Origin of the sequence: Variovorax sp. DAIF25 (assembly GCF_050711835.1) — a bacterium.
In the GTDB taxonomy this organism is placed as follows: domain Bacteria; phylum Pseudomonadota; class Gammaproteobacteria; order Burkholderiales; family Burkholderiaceae_C; genus Variovorax.
Genome location: NZ_CP136637.1, coordinates 1,975,944 through 1,991,818 on the forward strand (window position 1 = coordinate 1,975,944; position 15,875 = coordinate 1,991,818).

Below are 15,875 nucleotides of genomic sequence, written 5' to 3' on the forward strand. Positions count from 1 at the left end.
CATGCCGCTTCAAAAAATAATGATTGATTGTTCATTTTAGGACTGAATAAATACCATGACCCTTGACCGCACAGAAAAGCTGGAAGCCGTGCTTTCCTCGCTCCACCGCAACGACGCTCCCGGCCTGGTGGCGAGCGTGCAGCACCATGGGAAAACGTTGCTGCGCCGGGGCTACGGCATGGCGAGCCTGGATTCGGGCGTCATCAATACGCCCTCCACAAAGATGCGTATCGGCTCGACGAGCAAGCATTTCGCCTGCGCGCTGGCGCTGCTGCTTCGCGATGAAGGCGTGCTTTCGATCGACGAGCCGGCGAGCCGTTGGCTGCCCGAGCTCCCAGCAAGCCAGGGCGTGCGCACGCTTCGGCAGTTCATGAACCACACGGGGGGCACGCGCGACTATTTGGACCTCTCGTTGTTGTCCAACGGAATGACCGTGGTGCCGAGCGAAGGGGCCTTCGAGTATCAATGCCGACAGCAAGAGCAAAACTTCGAGCCTGGCGAGCAGTTCATGTACAACAACGGTGGATACCGCATGTTGTCGAAGGTGCTCGAGCGTGTGCTTGGCGTATCGTTGGCGCAGGGGCTGCGAGAGCGGTTGTTCGAGCCGCTGTCGATGAACGACACCTTCCTATGGTGTACGGACCTCGATCCGCTGCTGGGCAGCGCAACATCGCACATTGCCAAGGCCGAAGGCGGGTTTTCAAAGGGGATTTTCCCTTCCGTCATTCTGGGCGAAGGTGGCATCGCTTCCACATTGGATGACATGCAGCGCTGGCTGAGCCATCTCATCACGCCCAGGATCTGGCCCCAGGCGCTGTCGCAGGAAATGATGGCGCCGACCGAGCTGAACAATGGATACCTCAATCCGTACGGCTTCGGTCTCATTCGTGAGACTTGGCGCGGCGTGCGGATCTTTCATCATGCCGGGGGCGTGGTGGGCGGGACATGTCAGATGCTCGCGGCGCCCGAGCATGGCGTACAGATCGTGGTCATGAGCAACCGCAGCGACGTGACCGCGGCGGAGATCGCACAACAGCTGCTGATCGTGATGCTCGAGGATGAGCTCGAACCGCCGGAGGCTCCGGTGAGCCCGCAGCATTCGGATGCGCTGTGCGGTGACTACCACTGCGCCTTGAACGGTCGCCACTTTGCCATCGCGAAGCACGAAGAGACCCTGGTCCTTCGCAGCTTCGGGCTTCCGCTGCCGTTGACTCAGGCGACATCGGATGTGCTGCGCGTGAACCTGCTGTCGGTGATTGCCTTGACGGTCGAACTCGTGCGCGGCGATACCGAAAGGGTTATCGCCATCGACGTTATCGAGCAAGGACGCCGCTATCGGTGTGATCGGGTTGGGGACGCCGAAAAGGGGCCGCAGGTCGTCGAGCGCTTCGCGGGTAAATGGCACAGCAATGAACTCGGTGGCGATGTCGTGATTGGCGAAGGGCGCCCCGAATCGATGCGCGTCGCGGGACTGTATGGCCGTAGCACGTACAAGTTGGAACCCTTGCTCGAAGACACATGTCTGATGGTCAGCGAAGACCCCGCAGTACCCCTGCACGGCACGCTGCGACTTGTGACTGGCAAGGATGGCCAACGCGAGATGCTGTTGGATACCGCACGCACACGACAGCTACGGTTCACAAGGGATCGCGCCCATGGCTGAGATGCGCGCGCCCTCGCGCATAGCCCTGGCTGGATTCGGTGCCGGGGCGTTCGGCTCGACTTTGAGTTCTGGCGTGGTGCCTCTGCTCTTTCTGTTCTACCTGACAGAGTTTGCAAAGATACCACCCGCACTTGCAGGCGTGCTGTTGGCCATTCCCAAGCTCGCTGATCTGCTGCTCGACCCATGGATCGGGCGCCGGAGCGACAACGCCGCGCGCGCGGCGGGCAGTCGAAGTCATCTGATTGCCTTCAGTGCCTTCTCGCTCCCCTTGATTCTGGTGCTGCTCTTTGTGCCAACAGTGGCCTTTCCGATGCCGGTCAGGATCTTTGTGCTGGGGTCCTTCTTGGTCCTGCAATCGCTGTTGCTCACCGTGTTCACTGTAGCCCACACTGCAATCGCGAGTGATATGTGCGATGGCATGGAACATCGCAGCACCTTGATGTCCTCACGCGCACTTGGACAAACCATCGCAGGACTTTTGGTGACCGTGTTGGCGCCGCAGATCGTCGCACGCTTCAGCGCATTTCATGGCGGTTACCTCGGCGCAGCACTGGTCCTCGCCGCCGGCGCTTTTGTCGCTTTGGGTGTCTGTTGGTGGGTTGTGCGGCGGGTTCCATTGCGCACCGGAGTCGAGCGAGAGCGGCCGCCGTCGCTGCCGAAGGCTCTGCGGGCAACGCTACGCAACAAGGCCTTCTACGGCGTCGCTCTGATCCTTGTGCTGCTCGGCACCAGTTCGACTGCGCTCTTCAGCGCCTTGCCCTACGCCAACAAGCATTTGCTCAAGGCAGGTCCAGAAAACCTCTCGGTACTGCTCACGCCGATCTTTGTCGCCCTGCTGGCGGGAGTCGCCGCGGCGCCATGGGTCGCGCGTCGCGTTGCACCCGCGCGCATCCTCGGCGGCGCGCTATTTTTGGCGCTCGTCGGCGTCGTCTGGTTCACGGCCGGGCCGCGCACGCTGACGTCGATGGTCGCCGGGGGCGCGATGTTCGGTGTCGCGTGCGGAGGACTTACGGTACTGATCACCACACTGGCAATGGAGACTGCCACGCGGTCGTCCGCGAAAGGCGAAAGCCTCGGGCTCTACCTCGGCGTTCTCTTTTCCGCCGAAAAGCTTGGCCAATCGCTCGGCGGCATCGTCGTCGGGATCGGGCTCGACTGGGTCGGGACCCTGGGCGCGACGCCCGATGCGCCTTCGCTACAGCGCCTGGCTTCGCTGTGGATGGCGGCGCCGGCTTCGGTACTCGTGCTCGCGCTGGTGATGGTCGCTTCGCTCGCGCCACGTTTGCGTGCGCTTTAAGACAGGCTTTTTCATGAAGATTTTTACTTCTGCGCTGGTCACGGAGACCAACACGTTCTCGGAGCATCCAACCACGCTCGCATCGTTCGAGGAGCTTGGCATCATTCGTGGGCCCACGCCGGCGCGAGCGCTGGGCGATGTTGGCCCGATTGTGGAGCAGTGGCGTCTTCGCGCGCGCCGCTATGGCGATGATGTGATCGAAGGCGTGTATGCCATCGCGCAGCCGGCGGGGCGCGTGAGGGCCGAGGCATACGCACAGTTGCGTGGGGAGATCCTCAACGCAGCGCGCGCAGCGATGCCGTTGGACATGGTGCTGTTGTTCCTTCACGGGGCCATGGTGGCCGAAGGCGAAGACGACTGCGAAGGAGATCTGATCCGGGCCATGCGCGAACTCGTGGGCCCGCAGTGCGTGATCGGCGTTGAACTCGATCCGCACTGTCACATGACGTCCACCATGACCCAGCATGCCGATGTCATCATCCTCATGCGCGAGTACCCGCATACCGACTACGAAGCCCGGGCCACGGAGCTGTTCGATGCGTGTCGGGCCGCGGCAAGCGGCGTCACGCGTCCGGTCATGGCTGTGGCGGATTGCCGCATGGTTGGCTTCTATCCCACGACCATCGAGCCGATGCGCGGGCTTGTGAACTGGATGAGCGAGGTGGAAGCGCGCCCTGGCATCCTGTCGGTGAGTCTCGTGCATGGATTTCCATGGGGCGATGTGCCGGATGCAGGGACCAAAGTGCTCGTGGTGGCGGACGGCGACGCCGCCTTTGCCATGGCCCAGGCAACGGAGCTCGCACAGGCGCTCTATCGGATTCGTCATGCGATGCTGCCCCGCCTGGAAACCGTCAGGCAGGCGCTCGATGGCTTCGATGCACAGGGCGGAAAGCCACGACTGTTGGCAGACGCAGGCGATAACCCGGGCGGCGGGGCGCCAGGCGACCACACCGTCCTGCTCGCCGAACTGGTGCAGCGCACGAAGTTGCGTAGCGCTGTGGGGATGTTGGTAGACCCGGAGAGTGTCCAGGCGTGCTTCGAGTCAGGTATCGGAGCCCGCTTGCAACTGAGCCTGGGCGGCAAGGGGGGCGCGGTATCAGGACAACCGCTCGAGGTCGAAGCAAGTGTTCGGGGACTCGCACTCGACCATGTTCAGTGGGTTGGGAATATTCGCGACCCACTCGGTCGCGCTGCATGGATCCGAGTCAACGCCACGGACATCGTCCTGAGCAGCCGACGGCAACAGACGCTGTCGCCCACCGCTTTTACCGGCCTGGGCGTTCCACTTCACGAAGCGCAGGTCATCGCGGTGAAGTCCAGCCATCACTACTACGCGGAGTTCTCCAAGCTATCGACCGACCGGCACGTGATCGAAACCGGTGCTGCACTGTCGATGGACTTTGCGCATCTTCCGTACCGCAATCGACATATGCACTTCTTTCCCGCGACGGACAACCCGTCTCCGCATTTGGCATGAATACCACTACCTCCCTCGCTGCCGGCGAACGACAACCCCGTCTTGTCGGGTCGCCCAGTGGCGCGTCGATGATGGTTGACGGGCGGGAACTGCTTTGCTTTGGCGGTTCGGCCTATCTCGGTCTGGGCGGCATGCCCGAGCTCGTCGAGGCAGGTTGCTCCGCATTGCGGCAGTTCGGCGCGAGCACCCATCTTCCGCGCCACTATGGTTTCAGCTCGGGCGCGAACCAGCAGGCCGAGGCTGAAGCCCGTCGATTCTTCGGCGCGGAAGCTGCGATGTACTTCGGAACCGGCTATTTGTTCGGCCTCGTTGCTCTCACCGGTCTAGCACTCGACTGCGATGTCATATACATCGACGAATCGGCTCACTACAGCCTGCGGGACGGTGCGCATGCGACGGGAAAGCCAATTCATTCGTTTGCCCACTGCGATGCGGAAGACCTGGCGCGCGTTCTCGTGCATACCCTCAAACGCGGTCAACGGCCACTTGTTGCAACAGACGGCATGTTCGCGACGACGGGTGCGATCGCGCCGCTTTCGGCTTACGCACAGGTCATCGCATCTTCAGATGGGTGGCTGGTCGTTGATGAGTCGCATGCCTTCGGAACGATCGGTCCGCAGGGGCGGGGCAGCGCGGAACTTGCGCAGCTGCCTTTCCATCGCCTGGTGGTCGGTGGCTCCGCGGCCAAGGCTTTCGGAGCGCACGGAGGACTGGCACTCGGTGATGCGCGGGCCATCGCACAACTCTGGCGGACACCGGTGGCGCGTGGCGCGGTGCTGGGTTGCTCCGCTGGCGCCGCAATGACCGCGGAGAGCCTGCGCCTGATTCGCAAGCGCCCCGAAATCCTTCAGCGCTTGCGAGAGAACGCGCGTTCGCTCAAGGCGGGGCTGCGCGCACTGGGTCTGACGGTAGAGGACAACGCCGGACCGATCGCTGCCTTCGTGCATGGGGACAGTCTTCGCATGCAGCGCATCCAGCGCGCACTCTGGGACCAGGGCATCTTCGTTGCGTATTCCACCTATGTGGGTGCCGGACCCATGGGCGTGCTGCGTTGCGCTGCCTTCGCGGACCACACGCCTGAGCAGATCGCCCGGCTGCTCGGGGCATTGCGCAAGCTGCTGTAAACCGCGCGCAGCCCGATCGCTCGTAACGCTGAGTCGAGCTTTTCATCTTTCAACCCAAAGAAGTTCTCTGTGCCCCAAGGGCGAGACAGAACACATCATGACTCTTACTGCCAACCAACTTCCGTTTTCCAAGCTTCGCAGTACGAATGGGCTGCTTTTCCTTTCCGGTGAGCTCCCGATTCCAGATGCCGGACCCATACCTGAGGACATTGCGCTTCAAACTGATCTGACACTCCATCGCATCGATGCCTCGCTCCGTGGTGTCGGCCTGAGCTTGGCGAGTGTTGTGCAGGTTACCGTTCACCTCGCGCGGGCGGAAGACTTTGCGGCGTTCAATGCAGCGTACCGCAAGCACTTTCAATCGCCGTATCCGACGCGCACGACCGTGGTCGCGCAGCTATTGCTGCCCGGAGCGCGCATCGAGATCACGGTGATCGCAGCCATGGAACCAGCAACTGAAGCCACATCCGATGCCAGATGAAATCGTGGTGTTGGGAGCGGGCATGGTCGGCACCTGCACGGCCCTCGAACTGACGCTGCGCGGGCATTCGGTCACGCTGGTCGATCGCTCGCCGATTGGTCGGGAGACGAGTTATGGCAATGCGGGTGTCATTCAGCGCGAGGCCGTCGAGCCCTACACGTTTCCGCGCGACTTGAAGGCACTGATGCGGGCTGCCCTGGGACATGGGCTGGACATCAACTATCACTTCACCGGCCTTTTGGCCGCTCTACCTCAATTGGTGCGCTACTGGAGGAACTCGGCCCCCTCCCAGCATCGGCGCATCAGTCGTGAGTATGCCGGTCTCATCGAACATGTCACCGATGAACACGGGCGCTACATCGCCCTTGCTCGAGCAGAAGATCTCGTGCGGCGCAAGGGCCTTCGCTTGATGTACCGAACTCAGGGCGCGTTCGAGGATGCGGTCGTTCAGGCCGAGCGTCTGAACCAAGAGTACGGCATCTCCTTTGACGCACTTGACAGCCATGACATGGCGTTGGCCGAGCCGTCGTTCCGAAGGCCCGTCGCCGGTGCTGTGCATTGGGTGCAGTCATGGAGCGTGAGCGACCCAGGGGCGCTGGTCGAACGCTACGCCAAAGCCTTCGCGCGACGGGGCGGCCATTTTTTGCGTGCCGATGCGATCGCGCTGCAGGAGCGTTCCGTTGGATGGGAGGCGCGCCTCGACGGGGGCATCCTGCACGCACGGCATGTGGTGGTCGCGCTTGGGCCTTGGTCCGATGCATTGATCAAGCCCTTGGGTTACCGGTTGCCGCTGTTCGTCAAACGCGGTTATCACAGGCACTACGTCGGGGGTGACGGGGTGCTGGTTCCGACGTTGGACGCCGAGCGCGGCTACGTGATGTCCTCGCAGCGCCGAGGCTTGCGCATTACGACAGGCGCAGAGATTGCACGCATCGATGCGCATCCGACCCCACGCCAACTCGCCGGTGCAGAAGCCGAGGCGCGCGAACTGTTGAGTTTGGGAATTCCCGTCGAAGACGAGCCTTGGATCGGCGCGCGGCCATGTTGCGCCGATATGAAGCCGGTCATCGGGCGAGCGCATCGACACCGGGGACTGTGGTTCAACTTCGGGCACGGGCACCACGGATTCACGTTGGGGCCGGCGGGGGCACGGCTTCTGGCTGACCTCATCGAGTGCAAGCAGCCATACACGGAGGCGAGGGCGTTCTCACCCTCGAGGTTCGCATGAACGGATCGCTCAACGCTTTTGTTGCCATCGATGCATCTGCATCGACTTGTTTCTTGCCGGCATCTGGTCGGCAGATCGACGGCTAGGGGATTGATCAATGGATTTCAGTGAAAGCCGAAGACCCGGAAGCAAGGTGGTCGGGTTCTGTATCGTGGTGGGGCTGCATCTGCTTTTGGGCTGGGCGCTGGTAAGCGGATTGGCGCGTCGGGTCGTGGAGGTCGTGAAACCACCCGTTGAAGTCAGCATCCTGGAGGAGCCCAAGGCACCGCCTCCCCCGCCGCCACCTCCCCCGCCGCCACCTCCCCCGCCGCCGCAAGAGCCACCCCGACGGCCCCCGCCTCCGCGCAAAGTGGCGCCGCCGCCGCCAAGCTACATGCCTCCGCCGGAGGTCAATGTTGCTCAGCCTGCAGACCCACAGCCGTCCATCACGGCCAGCTCTGTGCCGCCCCCTCCCGCGCCGGTGGTGATTGCGCCGCCAGCCCCGCCCGCTGCGCCTCGAGCCTTGGGTACACCTGCACGGATCGACGTGTCGTCTTGCGAGAAGCCCGAATATCCGAGGTCGGCACTGCGTGCGGAAGTCACCGGGACCACACGCATACGCTTCACGATCGATGCCTCGGGACGCGTGGCGAAAGCGGAGATAGATCGACCCTCAGGACCCACCCGAGAGCACCGCTCGTTGGACGCGGCGGCGGTGGAGGTCCTGAGCAGGTGTCCGTTCAAGCCCGGTACCGATACCGAGGGGCAGCCAGTAGGCGGTGCGGTGGCCACCGTCGAGTACGTGTGGAAGCTCGAATAGTGCCTTGTCCGCCGCCGTGCTCCCCCCGCCCCACATCCGCGTCCCAGGTCGCCCGAGAAGCGGCCAGGCTCGATCCACGTGCCAGTGATGCACGTCCTATCAAATTTTCTAATGGAGAAGCTCTCATGACCCTCGTCAAATTCCTTCGCAGCACCATGCTTGCTGTCATATCTGTCGCCCTGCTTCTTGGCGCACTGGCTGCATCGGCCCAAAGTGCGCTGAGCCCGGCGGCGCCGGCAGCCAGTGCGACGCCAGCAGCGAACACCAACGCGAGCGTATCCTCATCGGCGACGGGCGAAGGCCAGGGGAATGCCGCCGGTGGATCGTCTTCCACCCATGCCATCGAGAATCCCTACGGCTTGAGCGCCCTGTGGGCTCAGGGTGACTTTGTCGCCAGAGGCACGCTGATCATCATGGTGATCATGAGCATCGGCAGTTGGTGCATCATCTTCGTCAAGCTGTACGAGCAGCAGAAACTGCTCAACGCCGCCAATGCGGCCAGCAAGTCGTTCTGGAAGGCCGGCAGTGTGCAGGCTGGCGCGCAAACATTGCGCAACGGAAGCGCTTTTCGCTATATCGCCGAGCAGGGCTTGACTGCCAGCCAGCATCACGAGGGGACACTGGTCGAGCAGATCGATCTGCACACCTGGGTGACGATGAGCATCCAGCGCGCTGTGGAGAAGGTGCAGAGCAGGCTGCAGGATGGGCTCGCCTTTCTTGCGACTGTCGGTTCTACCGCGCCTTTTGTGGGACTTTTTGGCACGGTCTGGGGCATCTACAACGCACTGACGGCGATCGGTGTATCTGGCCAAGCTTCAATCGACAAGGTGGCTGGCCCCGTCGGTGAGGCGTTGATCATGACCGCCATTGGCCTGGCTGTCGCGGTGCCTGCGGTGATGGGGTACAACTGGCTGATCCGGCGCAACAAGAGTGCCATGGAGCGGGTGCGCAATTTCAGTGGCGATCTTCACAATGTGTTGATCGGAGCCAAGCGATGAGCCTCGTCGTTCTCATACCGGCTTATCTGCTCCAGGCCTATGGAACGGTGGGCTTGTCGTCGCCGCCCGTCAAGACGGAGCCATGAAATGGGAATGAACGTCAGCGCCGACGGAGATGATGAGGCTTTGAACTCCAGCATCAACACGACCCCTTTGGTCGATGTGATGTTGGTACTGCTGATCATCTTCTTGATCACCATCCCGGTTGTGACTCAGTCCATCAAGCTCGAACTCCCGAAAGAGAGAAACGTCCCCACACAAACCAAGCCGGAAAACATCGTGCTTGCGGTCAGTCGCAATGGCGAAATGTACTGGGGAATCGAGCGTATGCCCGACGTGGAGACAGTGGTCGCGCGACTGAAGACCATCGCAGTCAAGGAGCCGCAGCCCGAGGTCCACATCCGCGGCGACGCGGAGGTTCCGTACGAGGCGGTCGGGCGACTGGTGGCGGCCTGTCGACGGGCAGGCATCCAGAAGGTTGGATTCATCACCGAGCCGCCTGCGGGTAGCGCGAGTCGATAGGAGAGCAAAAATGGCAATGAGTGCAAGCAGCGGCCACGGCGATGAAGAGATCATCGTCGACATCAACACGACACCGCTGATCGATGTCATGTTGGTCTTGTTGATCATGTTCATCATCACGATCCCCATCCAGACGCATGCTGTAAAGATGAACATGCCGATCCCGAGCAGTGATCCGCAACCGCCGATCGCTACGAAAGAGATCCGCATCGAGGTCGAAACCGATGGAACGATCGGATGGAACGGAGAAGTCGTTTCAGGGCGACCTGATCTCGAGCGACGGCTGGCGACTGTCGCCGCACAGCCCGATCAGCCCGAAGTGCATCTGCGCCCGAGCAACAGTGTTCCCTATAAGCATGTGGCAGGCATCATGGCCAGCGCGCAGCGCCTCGGTGTGGTCAAGATTGGGATCGTCGGCAGCGAGCAGTTTACCAACTGACACACTGTCGGAAAGAGGCGGGGCCGTCGCCTTCGCATCTGACCGGGCCTCGACGCCCGCAGGAGGCCGAAAGAGCGATCGGAAGACTTTTGGTCAGTTGTGGCCGCTCCTGAGAGTCCCGGCCCAGTACTGCCGGCGGTATTCACTCGGCGACATCTTGAGTACCCGCAAGAATGCCCGTCGCATGACTTCTTCTGCGGAAAAACCGCAGCGCAAGGCAATGGCTTTGAAGGACATCGGCGTTGTCTCGATCTCATCGCAAGCCCGGCTGAGACGGAGCAACTCCAGCGCGCGTGCCGGCGTGATGCCAGTGGTCCGAAGATAGAAGCGACCGAAGGTTCTTGGCGTCATCGACAATCTTTCGGCGAGCGTGTTCACTGACAGGCGCTTGTGCAGGTTTTCGACCATCCAAGCATGCAGGGCAATGACACGCGTGTCCCCAGTTGCGCGTTCGGGAAGGTCGCTGCGAAACCGAAACGGTGTAGCGATCGGCTCCCAGGAGGCGCCGATCTGCGCGGTCACCCTGATGGCGATAGGCTGCCCGAGGTCGTCTGCCACCAGCTTGAGCGCGAGCTTCATTCCCGAGGAGGCCGACACAGCATCCCACAGGCGGCGTGTATCCGATGGGGCTGCTCTTTGATGCGCGGCATCGGCGACTGTGAAGCCGATGGTCCCGACCGACGCGATGCGACCGATTTGCGATCGATGCTCGAGGATCCATTCTCTCGCTCGCCTCATGTGTATGGAGGAGTTGCCCAGCATGTTCCATGCTGCACCACCGATCACCATCGCCGTGTGAACTGCTTCGCTCATATTCGATGGCAATTCGCGTGCGTTCAGGAAGGCGCTGCCTGCGCCTTGGACCGGCGTTGGCGCAGGAACGAACGTGTGGATCTCATAGAACGATCTTCCATGGCTCTCAGAATGAGCAACATTGGCGGCCTCGAAGACCTGCATCGCCGCGGCAACATCGAACAGTTCGAATCCGTCGACAACGATCAGCCAGATTTGCGCCATTAAAAGAGACTTGCGGTAGTGGGCGCGCCGAGAAATTCGGGCTCAACGCTCGTGGTTGATCCTAGATGCCGTTGCTTCGAAATGACTGCGAACGTGCTGCCGTGGCGAGAAGGGTGGAATATTTGTCGGTGTGTCGAATAAAAACTGTTCTTAGACTGTCTTGCGTCCAATTGGTTTTTCCGTCTCCATGCCCTTTAGAGCTGCACGGTGATTGATGTAGAAATTCGTTCAATGAAAGTTCGACAGTGAAGAAAATTCGCTACCTACCATTTTTGGAACAACGCCTCGGCCGCACGCTGCGGCTCGCCAAGCCTCGACTGAGCGAAAGCTTCATTCGAACGAACAACTTCTTTCTGGAGATCCACGATGCGTTGAGACGAGCTTTGGGAGCGGCTTCCAAGTTCGAAGTGATTGCGCGGGGGGCGCGACGTTTGGGGTTTGAGCACTGTGCCTATGGCGTAAGGTTCTTCGACTCTTTCGCCCGCCCGAAGACGCTGATGATCAATAACTATCCGTCGATCTGGCAGCACCGTTATCGTGAACAGGACTATCTCGCGATCGATCCGACGGTGGCGCACGGAGTTCGCTCGCGCGCGTCGTTGGTCTGGCGTCAGGAAGTCTTCGAAGCCACGCCGCAGCTTTGGTCGGAAGCGCGTGAGGCGGGATTGCGTGTGGGTTGGGCCCAATCTTCCTTTGATCCGAACGGCAGCGTTGGGATGCTCACGCTGGCGCGATCGCGAGAGATGCTCTCGCCGGCAGAACTCCTGGGGCGAGGAGCGCAGATGCAGTGGTTGGCGGATGCTGCACACTTTCACCTTTCGGACGCGCTCTGGCCGGATCAACATCGGGTGTATCCGGCGCTCACGACTCGGGAGTTGGATGTCTTGCGATGGACGGCAGACGGGAAGACGTCGGAAGAGGTTGCCATCTTGTTAGGTGTTTCGCCTAACACAGTCAACTACCACGTGAAGAACGCAATCCGAAAACTGCATGTGACAAACAAGGCTGCGGCGGTCGCGCGTATGTTGCGTCTTCGGCTGCTGATGTGAGAATGCGCAAGGTGGTGACGACGTCGCTCGAGGGTCCGATCGCTACTCTGAGAGGGCTAGGCGTAGTAGACATACCACGAGCATCGAGCCAACATTCAGAGAACTGGTTGAAGGCATGAGCGGCTGCGCATCGAGGGCTCGATTTCGATCCGACATGCGTACACGAGAAGCTGGTTCAGGCAAACTGGTCTGCCCATGCGATGTGCAACGATACCGGCGCGTCGAAGAATGCGCTCAACCCCGAGCGGCGAAACCGTGATCAGTTCGTCCGCACCACCGAAGGCCGCGAGCCGCATGACGACGTCCAGCAGTGCCAACGCGCGACCAGGTGCCTCGCCTGGCTCCTGGGTTGCTGTATCGGAAGCGTCGAGGTCGATGACAGCGAATCTGGAAAGCTCCCACACCTTCGCGCTGCGCGGAGGTGGATGGCCATCAAGCAGATCCGCAAAAACGTCGCTCAGCAGGTAGGGCCGATCGGTCGGAAGAAGTCTGGCAACGCCTCGCAACCGGGCGTCTCGTTCGCGAGCCATGACATACAGGGTGTCGGCACGGTCGAACTGATCGAGTTCGGTGATGCCATCGTTTGCGAGCTTCCAGCCAAGTTTCTCGACGAATACGCGATAGCGGTAGTGCGCCATTGCCGAAAATGCGCTGGTCGACAAATTGTTGGCTGTGCCTGCGACGATGTGCATGTTTCGCTTTCGCTGGGTTGACGAGCTTGATTAGATGAAAGCGAAAGCAGTTTAGGAACTACCAGATTTGACGAAAGCCATCGGCTGGGGCCGCCGCTCGGCCACCGCCTGCCGAGTCCGAACACGTTGTGGGGATCTGGGTAGGAGAAAAGTTCAGGACATCTCGTTGCGCGGTGGCACTGGATGGCCCGCCGCCGGGATTTTCGCGATGCCGGGGCCTTTGAGGGAAATTGCGTCGCACGAAACCCGTGCCGGTGCACAGCGGGATAGTCCTTGTACGGCGCGGCTTGGCGCTCGCTGCACGGTGAGATCCGAGCGCCTTGATTTGCTTGCCATGCAAGCCTTGCTGTCGATGGCGGAAGCGATAAGGATTGCGTCCAGGAACACTTTTCACCGGACGCATGCAATCACCATCCTCGTTCTACGCGCTTGACATTCAGGCACCAGGCGCCAGCTCCGATCAAGCGCTCGTTACTCTGAAAGCACTTCACGATCAGCTCGATGGTGTAGACGAGCGTCTGCTCCAGGCACTTCGCCAACGGCTGGACTGTTGCTGGCGCATCGGTCTTCACAAGCGCAAGCACGGTATGTCGCTTCTGGAGCCTCGGCGCATGGATCTGGTCCAGCGAAGGGCTGCGATATTTGGTGCCGACCACGGCATTCGCGGCGGCTTTATGCAAGCGCTTTATTCGCTGATCATCGATGAGGCATGTCACCTCGAGCTTGAAGCCATGAAGATGCCATGCGACAGCGGATTGAGCTGACGTCGCTTGGACGGCCGCGAGCGGCTGGATCGGATGCCTTGGTAACACCTTTATCTACACACGGGGACGACACAGCAAGCCGCCCCGCGATCGGGGGTCCATCGAGACGGCCGAGTGCCCGATGGGATACGCAGAGCGGTAGGAACTTGTTCGATCTCCGTACGGCAGCTTGCCTGTCCCAAAAGCAGCTGGCCAGAATTGCCGGTGTGCCGTGCTCGATGATCTCTCGCATAGAACTTGGCCAAGTTCAACCGCCGCCGGACGTTCTTGAGCGAATCGCATGCGCGATCGATCTGGTGGTGGCGGGTCGTTTTTGCTCCCTGTAGGAAGTCGTTGGTGGGCGTGGGCAGACGCCAAGGGACGGGGGAAGGCCGCACTGTGCGGTGTCTTCCAGCCCAGATCTCTTGATGGGACGATAGTTAGAATGGGTGAGGGTAGAGCGTCCGGCATCGCAGGCTTGCATGTGTCGTCCGACAAGGCATGCTGCGACGCCGCTATCGTCCTGTCTCCGAGATTCCACATGAAAACTCACCGCCAACGCTTGCAGCGCGCGCACTTCGCGTTCATGCGGGCGTTGATTCAGGGGCTCGACGCCCGAGCGAGCTGGGATCGGTATCTGCGTCTTGAGGGTGAGTCGGCAGACATGCGCAACGTAAGGCGCACGATCGGCTGGATGCGCGATGCCTTCGCGGCTGCTGCGCGGCGTGAGCGCCGCCCCGGTACTGCACGGCTGATCCTGCTGGATCCTGAACGCTTTGCAAGCTCGCCCAAGCTGCCGACGCTGGAGGATTTCGCCCGCGAGCAGGGATTGGAAGACTTTTCCCATGCCGAGCAGATCGAGGCTTACGAGGCGGCGCATCCAGGCGCCGGTCCCAGCGATGGTGTCGGGCAGGGCGTCGCGAGTTCGCGTCGCGCGCGGGTTGTGCAACGCCAGCTTGAAGCGCTGCGCTGGCTCGAAGACCTGACTGCTGAAGATCCTCGACCTGACGATCCGGTAAGCGCTTGGTTGAATCCCTTACTGGCTGGCCGGTTGGAGCGAAGTGGGTTACGTACGCTGCGGGAGTTGGTGGAGCACGTCAATCAGAGCGGCGCGCGCTGGTGGGTCAGGGTACCCGGGATCGGTGCGCACAAGGCGGCGCGAGTGGCTGAGTGGCTTCAAGCGAATGAGCAAGCACTCGGCCTGCGCGTGGGGCGACACGCGCTGCGAAAGCGTTCGCAACTTGCCTTCGACGAGCTCCATGCGGCGGTGCAGCCTGCGATGGAGCTTCGGCCTCTCGAGAAGTTGATGCTGCCCCCTTCTCTGGACGGCAGCCGAGGGGCATTTCGGTGTGCTCCTTCGATTGAAGGCAAGTCGCCTGAGAGCAACGATGTCGAGGCTGTTCTTGAATGGCTTCACAGCCGGGGTGCGTCATCGGGTTTGGAGATCTCGTCGATGCCGCCGGTGCTCAGCGCCACTCGGCGGTCCTATCGCAAGGAAGCCGAACGTCTGCTTCTGTGGGCCACGCTCGAGCGTGGCAAGCCACTGTCGTCGCTCACGGCAGATGACGTTGGTGCTTACGCAGATTTCCTCGTCTCACCGCCCGCCGCATGGTGCGGTCCGCGTCACCATCAACGCTGGTCGCCGATGTGGCGACCTTTCGAAGGCGCGCTCTCTCCTTCGGCACGGCGCCAGGCGCTGGTGATCCTGCGTAGCCTTTTTTCACATCTCGTGCATCGCGGGTATCTCACATGCAGCCCCTTTGCGACCCACGCTTTGCCTGTGATTCCCCCGGTGGCAGTGCAGTCTGATCAAGCAGATCCAATGCAGTGGGATCACCTAGACCGGCAGTTGGGACTACAGAGCGACGAGGAGGCGGTGCGCCGGCTGCGTCGGGCGCTGCGATGGATCCGTGCCACCGGTTTGCGGATCGGTGAAGTGGTTTCGCTACGTTGCGAAGACCTTATTCCGCCCAGAGTCGAGGAAACTGCCGACGCCGAAACGGCGTGGCTGCTCGAGGTCAAGGATGCCGCAGGCATGACCAGGCGACTGCCGATTGCGGCCGCGCATGTGCGCGAACTGGAGGAGGAGCTGGCGCGCCATGGACTCGAGCCACATGTGGACGCGCAAAGCAATCGCGGCATTGCGGTACTTGCGCGCTTCGCTGCTGGGGTGCCTCGGCCTCCCCCCTGGTCCGCCTCAGGCTTGCACAAGGCGATGAAGCGTTTCCTGCTCCAAGCGGCACAGGGACTGGACGAGGCACAGGCAGCACAGGTTCGACGTCTCAACACGCACGATCTGCGCCGCGTTGCGCGACGCGCGACGCCCGGATCAGCCGCGGCATGAGT

General features: G+C 61.5%; 16 protein-coding genes. 14 read left to right on the top strand and 2 right to left on the bottom strand.

The annotated features are described in order from the left end of the window. Positions 1 to 55 precede the first annotated feature (55 nt). From R0232_RS43595 to R0232_RS43640, 10 genes are all read left to right on the top strand, one after another. A complete protein-coding gene (locus R0232_RS43595) occupies positions 56 to 1,663 on the top strand; it encodes a serine hydrolase domain-containing protein (protein WP_296779229.1) in 1,608 nt (535 codons plus the stop codon). Continuing rightward, entirely contained in the window at positions 1,656 to 2,960 is a 1,305-nt protein-coding gene (locus tag R0232_RS43600) for an MFS transporter (RefSeq protein ID WP_296779232.1), read from the top strand. Before R0232_RS43595 ends, R0232_RS43600 begins: the two co-directional genes overlap by 8 nt. A gap of 13 nt (positions 2,961 to 2,973) precedes the next feature. Continuing rightward, on the top strand, positions 2,974 to 4,437 hold the full coding sequence (locus R0232_RS43605) for a M81 family metallopeptidase (RefSeq protein ID WP_296779234.1): 1,464 nt from the start codon (positions 2,974 to 2,976) through the stop codon (positions 4,435 to 4,437). Continuing rightward, entirely contained in the window at positions 4,434 to 5,561 is a 1,128-nt protein-coding gene (locus R0232_RS43610) for an aminotransferase class I/II-fold pyridoxal phosphate-dependent enzyme (protein ID WP_208512614.1), read from the top strand. The genes R0232_RS43605 and R0232_RS43610 overlap by 4 nt, the downstream gene beginning before the upstream one ends. Before the next feature lie 97 nt (positions 5,562 to 5,658). Continuing rightward, positions 5,659 to 6,042, top strand: a complete 384-nt coding sequence (locus R0232_RS43615) for a RidA family protein (RefSeq protein ID WP_296779237.1) — start codon at positions 5,659 to 5,661, stop codon at positions 6,040 to 6,042. Next, the gene (locus R0232_RS43620) at positions 6,032 to 7,270 is read left to right on the top strand and encodes an NAD(P)/FAD-dependent oxidoreductase (protein WP_296779239.1); all 1,239 of its coding nucleotides are present in this window, start codon (positions 6,032 to 6,034) and stop codon (positions 7,268 to 7,270) included. The genes R0232_RS43615 and R0232_RS43620 overlap by 11 nt, the downstream gene beginning before the upstream one ends. Positions 7,271 to 7,643: 373 nt before the next feature. Next, positions 7,644 to 8,069: an energy transducer TonB gene (locus R0232_RS43625; protein WP_281078575.1), complete on the top strand. Its 426-nt coding sequence runs from the start codon at positions 7,644 to 7,646 to the stop codon at positions 8,067 to 8,069. Positions 8,070 to 8,194: 125 nt separating this feature from the next. Beyond that, positions 8,195 to 9,067: a MotA/TolQ/ExbB proton channel family protein gene (locus tag R0232_RS43630; protein ID WP_431513492.1), complete on the top strand. Its 873-nt coding sequence runs from the start codon at positions 8,195 to 8,197 to the stop codon at positions 9,065 to 9,067. A gap of 87 nt (positions 9,068 to 9,154) precedes the next feature. Continuing rightward, complete coding sequence (locus tag R0232_RS43635) at positions 9,155 to 9,589, top strand: ExbD/TolR family protein (RefSeq protein ID WP_208512619.1); 435 nt, start codon at positions 9,155 to 9,157, stop codon at positions 9,587 to 9,589. Between the two features lie 10 nt (positions 9,590 to 9,599). Next, positions 9,600 to 10,028 (top strand): ExbD/TolR family protein, encoded by a 429-nt coding sequence (locus tag R0232_RS43640; RefSeq protein WP_208512620.1) that lies wholly within the window; start codon positions 9,600 to 9,602, stop codon positions 10,026 to 10,028. A gap of 93 nt (positions 10,029 to 10,121) precedes the next feature. Here the strand turns inward: R0232_RS43640 and R0232_RS43645 are convergent, their stop codons facing one another. Beyond that, positions 10,122 to 11,045 carry a GlxA family transcriptional regulator gene (locus R0232_RS43645; RefSeq protein WP_208512621.1) on the bottom strand — a complete coding sequence of 308 codons (924 nt, stop codon included), beginning with the start codon at positions 11,043 to 11,045 and terminating at the stop codon, positions 10,122 to 10,124. A gap of 245 nt (positions 11,046 to 11,290) precedes the next feature. Between R0232_RS43645 and R0232_RS43650 the strand changes: the two genes are divergently transcribed. Beyond that, positions 11,291 to 12,094 carry a LuxR family transcriptional regulator gene (locus R0232_RS43650; protein ID WP_208512622.1) on the top strand — a complete coding sequence of 268 codons (804 nt, stop codon included), beginning with the start codon at positions 11,291 to 11,293 and terminating at the stop codon, positions 12,092 to 12,094. Between the two features lie 95 nt (positions 12,095 to 12,189). Here the strand turns inward: R0232_RS43650 and R0232_RS43655 are convergent, their stop codons facing one another. Continuing rightward, positions 12,190 to 12,786 (bottom strand): acyl-homoserine-lactone synthase, encoded by a 597-nt coding sequence (locus R0232_RS43655; protein WP_208512623.1) that lies wholly within the window; start codon positions 12,784 to 12,786, stop codon positions 12,190 to 12,192. 401 nt (positions 12,787 to 13,187) lie between these two features. Here R0232_RS43655 and R0232_RS43660 point away from each other — a divergent pair, with 401 nt between their 5' ends. The 3 genes from R0232_RS43660 to R0232_RS43670 all read left to right on the top strand — a co-directional run bounded on the left by R0232_RS43660 (position 13,188) and on the right by R0232_RS43670 (position 15,873). Further along, positions 13,188 to 13,550, top strand: a complete 363-nt coding sequence (locus R0232_RS43660; protein WP_208512624.1) for a chorismate mutase — start codon at positions 13,188 to 13,190, stop codon at positions 13,548 to 13,550. Continuing rightward, positions 13,529 to 13,876, top strand: coding sequence for a helix-turn-helix domain-containing protein (locus R0232_RS43665; protein ID WP_408908480.1), 348 nt, complete (start codon positions 13,529 to 13,531; stop codon positions 13,874 to 13,876). The genes R0232_RS43660 and R0232_RS43665 overlap by 22 nt, the downstream gene beginning before the upstream one ends. A 194-nt stretch (positions 13,877 to 14,070) precedes the next feature. Beyond that, a complete protein-coding gene (locus tag R0232_RS43670; RefSeq protein WP_431513493.1) occupies positions 14,071 to 15,873 on the top strand; it encodes a phage integrase family protein in 1,803 nt (600 codons plus the stop codon). Positions 15,874 to 15,875 lie beyond the last annotated feature (2 nt).

Coding starts and splice junctions, on each gene's coding strand:
- R0232_RS43625 (WP_281078575.1), top strand. CDS start 7,644: ATGCCTCCGCCGGAGGTCAATGTTGCTCAGCCTGCAGACCCACAGCCG.
- R0232_RS43600 (WP_296779232.1), top strand. CDS start 1,656: ATGGCTGAGATGCGCGCGCCCTCGCGCATAGCCCTGGCTGGATTCGGT.
- R0232_RS43640 (WP_208512620.1), top strand. CDS start 9,600: ATGGCAATGAGTGCAAGCAGCGGCCACGGCGATGAAGAGATCATCGTC.
- R0232_RS43645 (WP_208512621.1), bottom strand. CDS start 11,045: ATGGCGCAAATCTGGCTGATCGTTGTCGACGGATTCGAACTGTTCGAT.
- R0232_RS43615 (WP_296779237.1), top strand. CDS start 5,659: ATGACTCTTACTGCCAACCAACTTCCGTTTTCCAAGCTTCGCAGTACG.
- R0232_RS43660 (WP_208512624.1), top strand. CDS start 13,188: ATGCAATCACCATCCTCGTTCTACGCGCTTGACATTCAGGCACCAGGC.
- R0232_RS43630 (WP_431513492.1), top strand. CDS start 8,195: ATGACCCTCGTCAAATTCCTTCGCAGCACCATGCTTGCTGTCATATCT.
- R0232_RS43595 (WP_296779229.1), top strand. CDS start 56: ATGACCCTTGACCGCACAGAAAAGCTGGAAGCCGTGCTTTCCTCGCTC.
- R0232_RS43665 (WP_408908480.1), top strand. CDS start 13,529: ATGCGACAGCGGATTGAGCTGACGTCGCTTGGACGGCCGCGAGCGGCT.
- R0232_RS43620 (WP_296779239.1), top strand. CDS start 6,032: ATGCCAGATGAAATCGTGGTGTTGGGAGCGGGCATGGTCGGCACCTGC.
- R0232_RS43635 (WP_208512619.1), top strand. CDS start 9,155: ATGGGAATGAACGTCAGCGCCGACGGAGATGATGAGGCTTTGAACTCC.
- R0232_RS43610 (WP_208512614.1), top strand. CDS start 4,434: ATGAATACCACTACCTCCCTCGCTGCCGGCGAACGACAACCCCGTCTT.
- R0232_RS43605 (WP_296779234.1), top strand. CDS start 2,974: ATGAAGATTTTTACTTCTGCGCTGGTCACGGAGACCAACACGTTCTCG.
- R0232_RS43655 (WP_208512623.1), bottom strand. CDS start 12,786: ATGCACATCGTCGCAGGCACAGCCAACAATTTGTCGACCAGCGCATTT.
- R0232_RS43670 (WP_431513493.1), top strand. CDS start 14,071: ATGAAAACTCACCGCCAACGCTTGCAGCGCGCGCACTTCGCGTTCATG.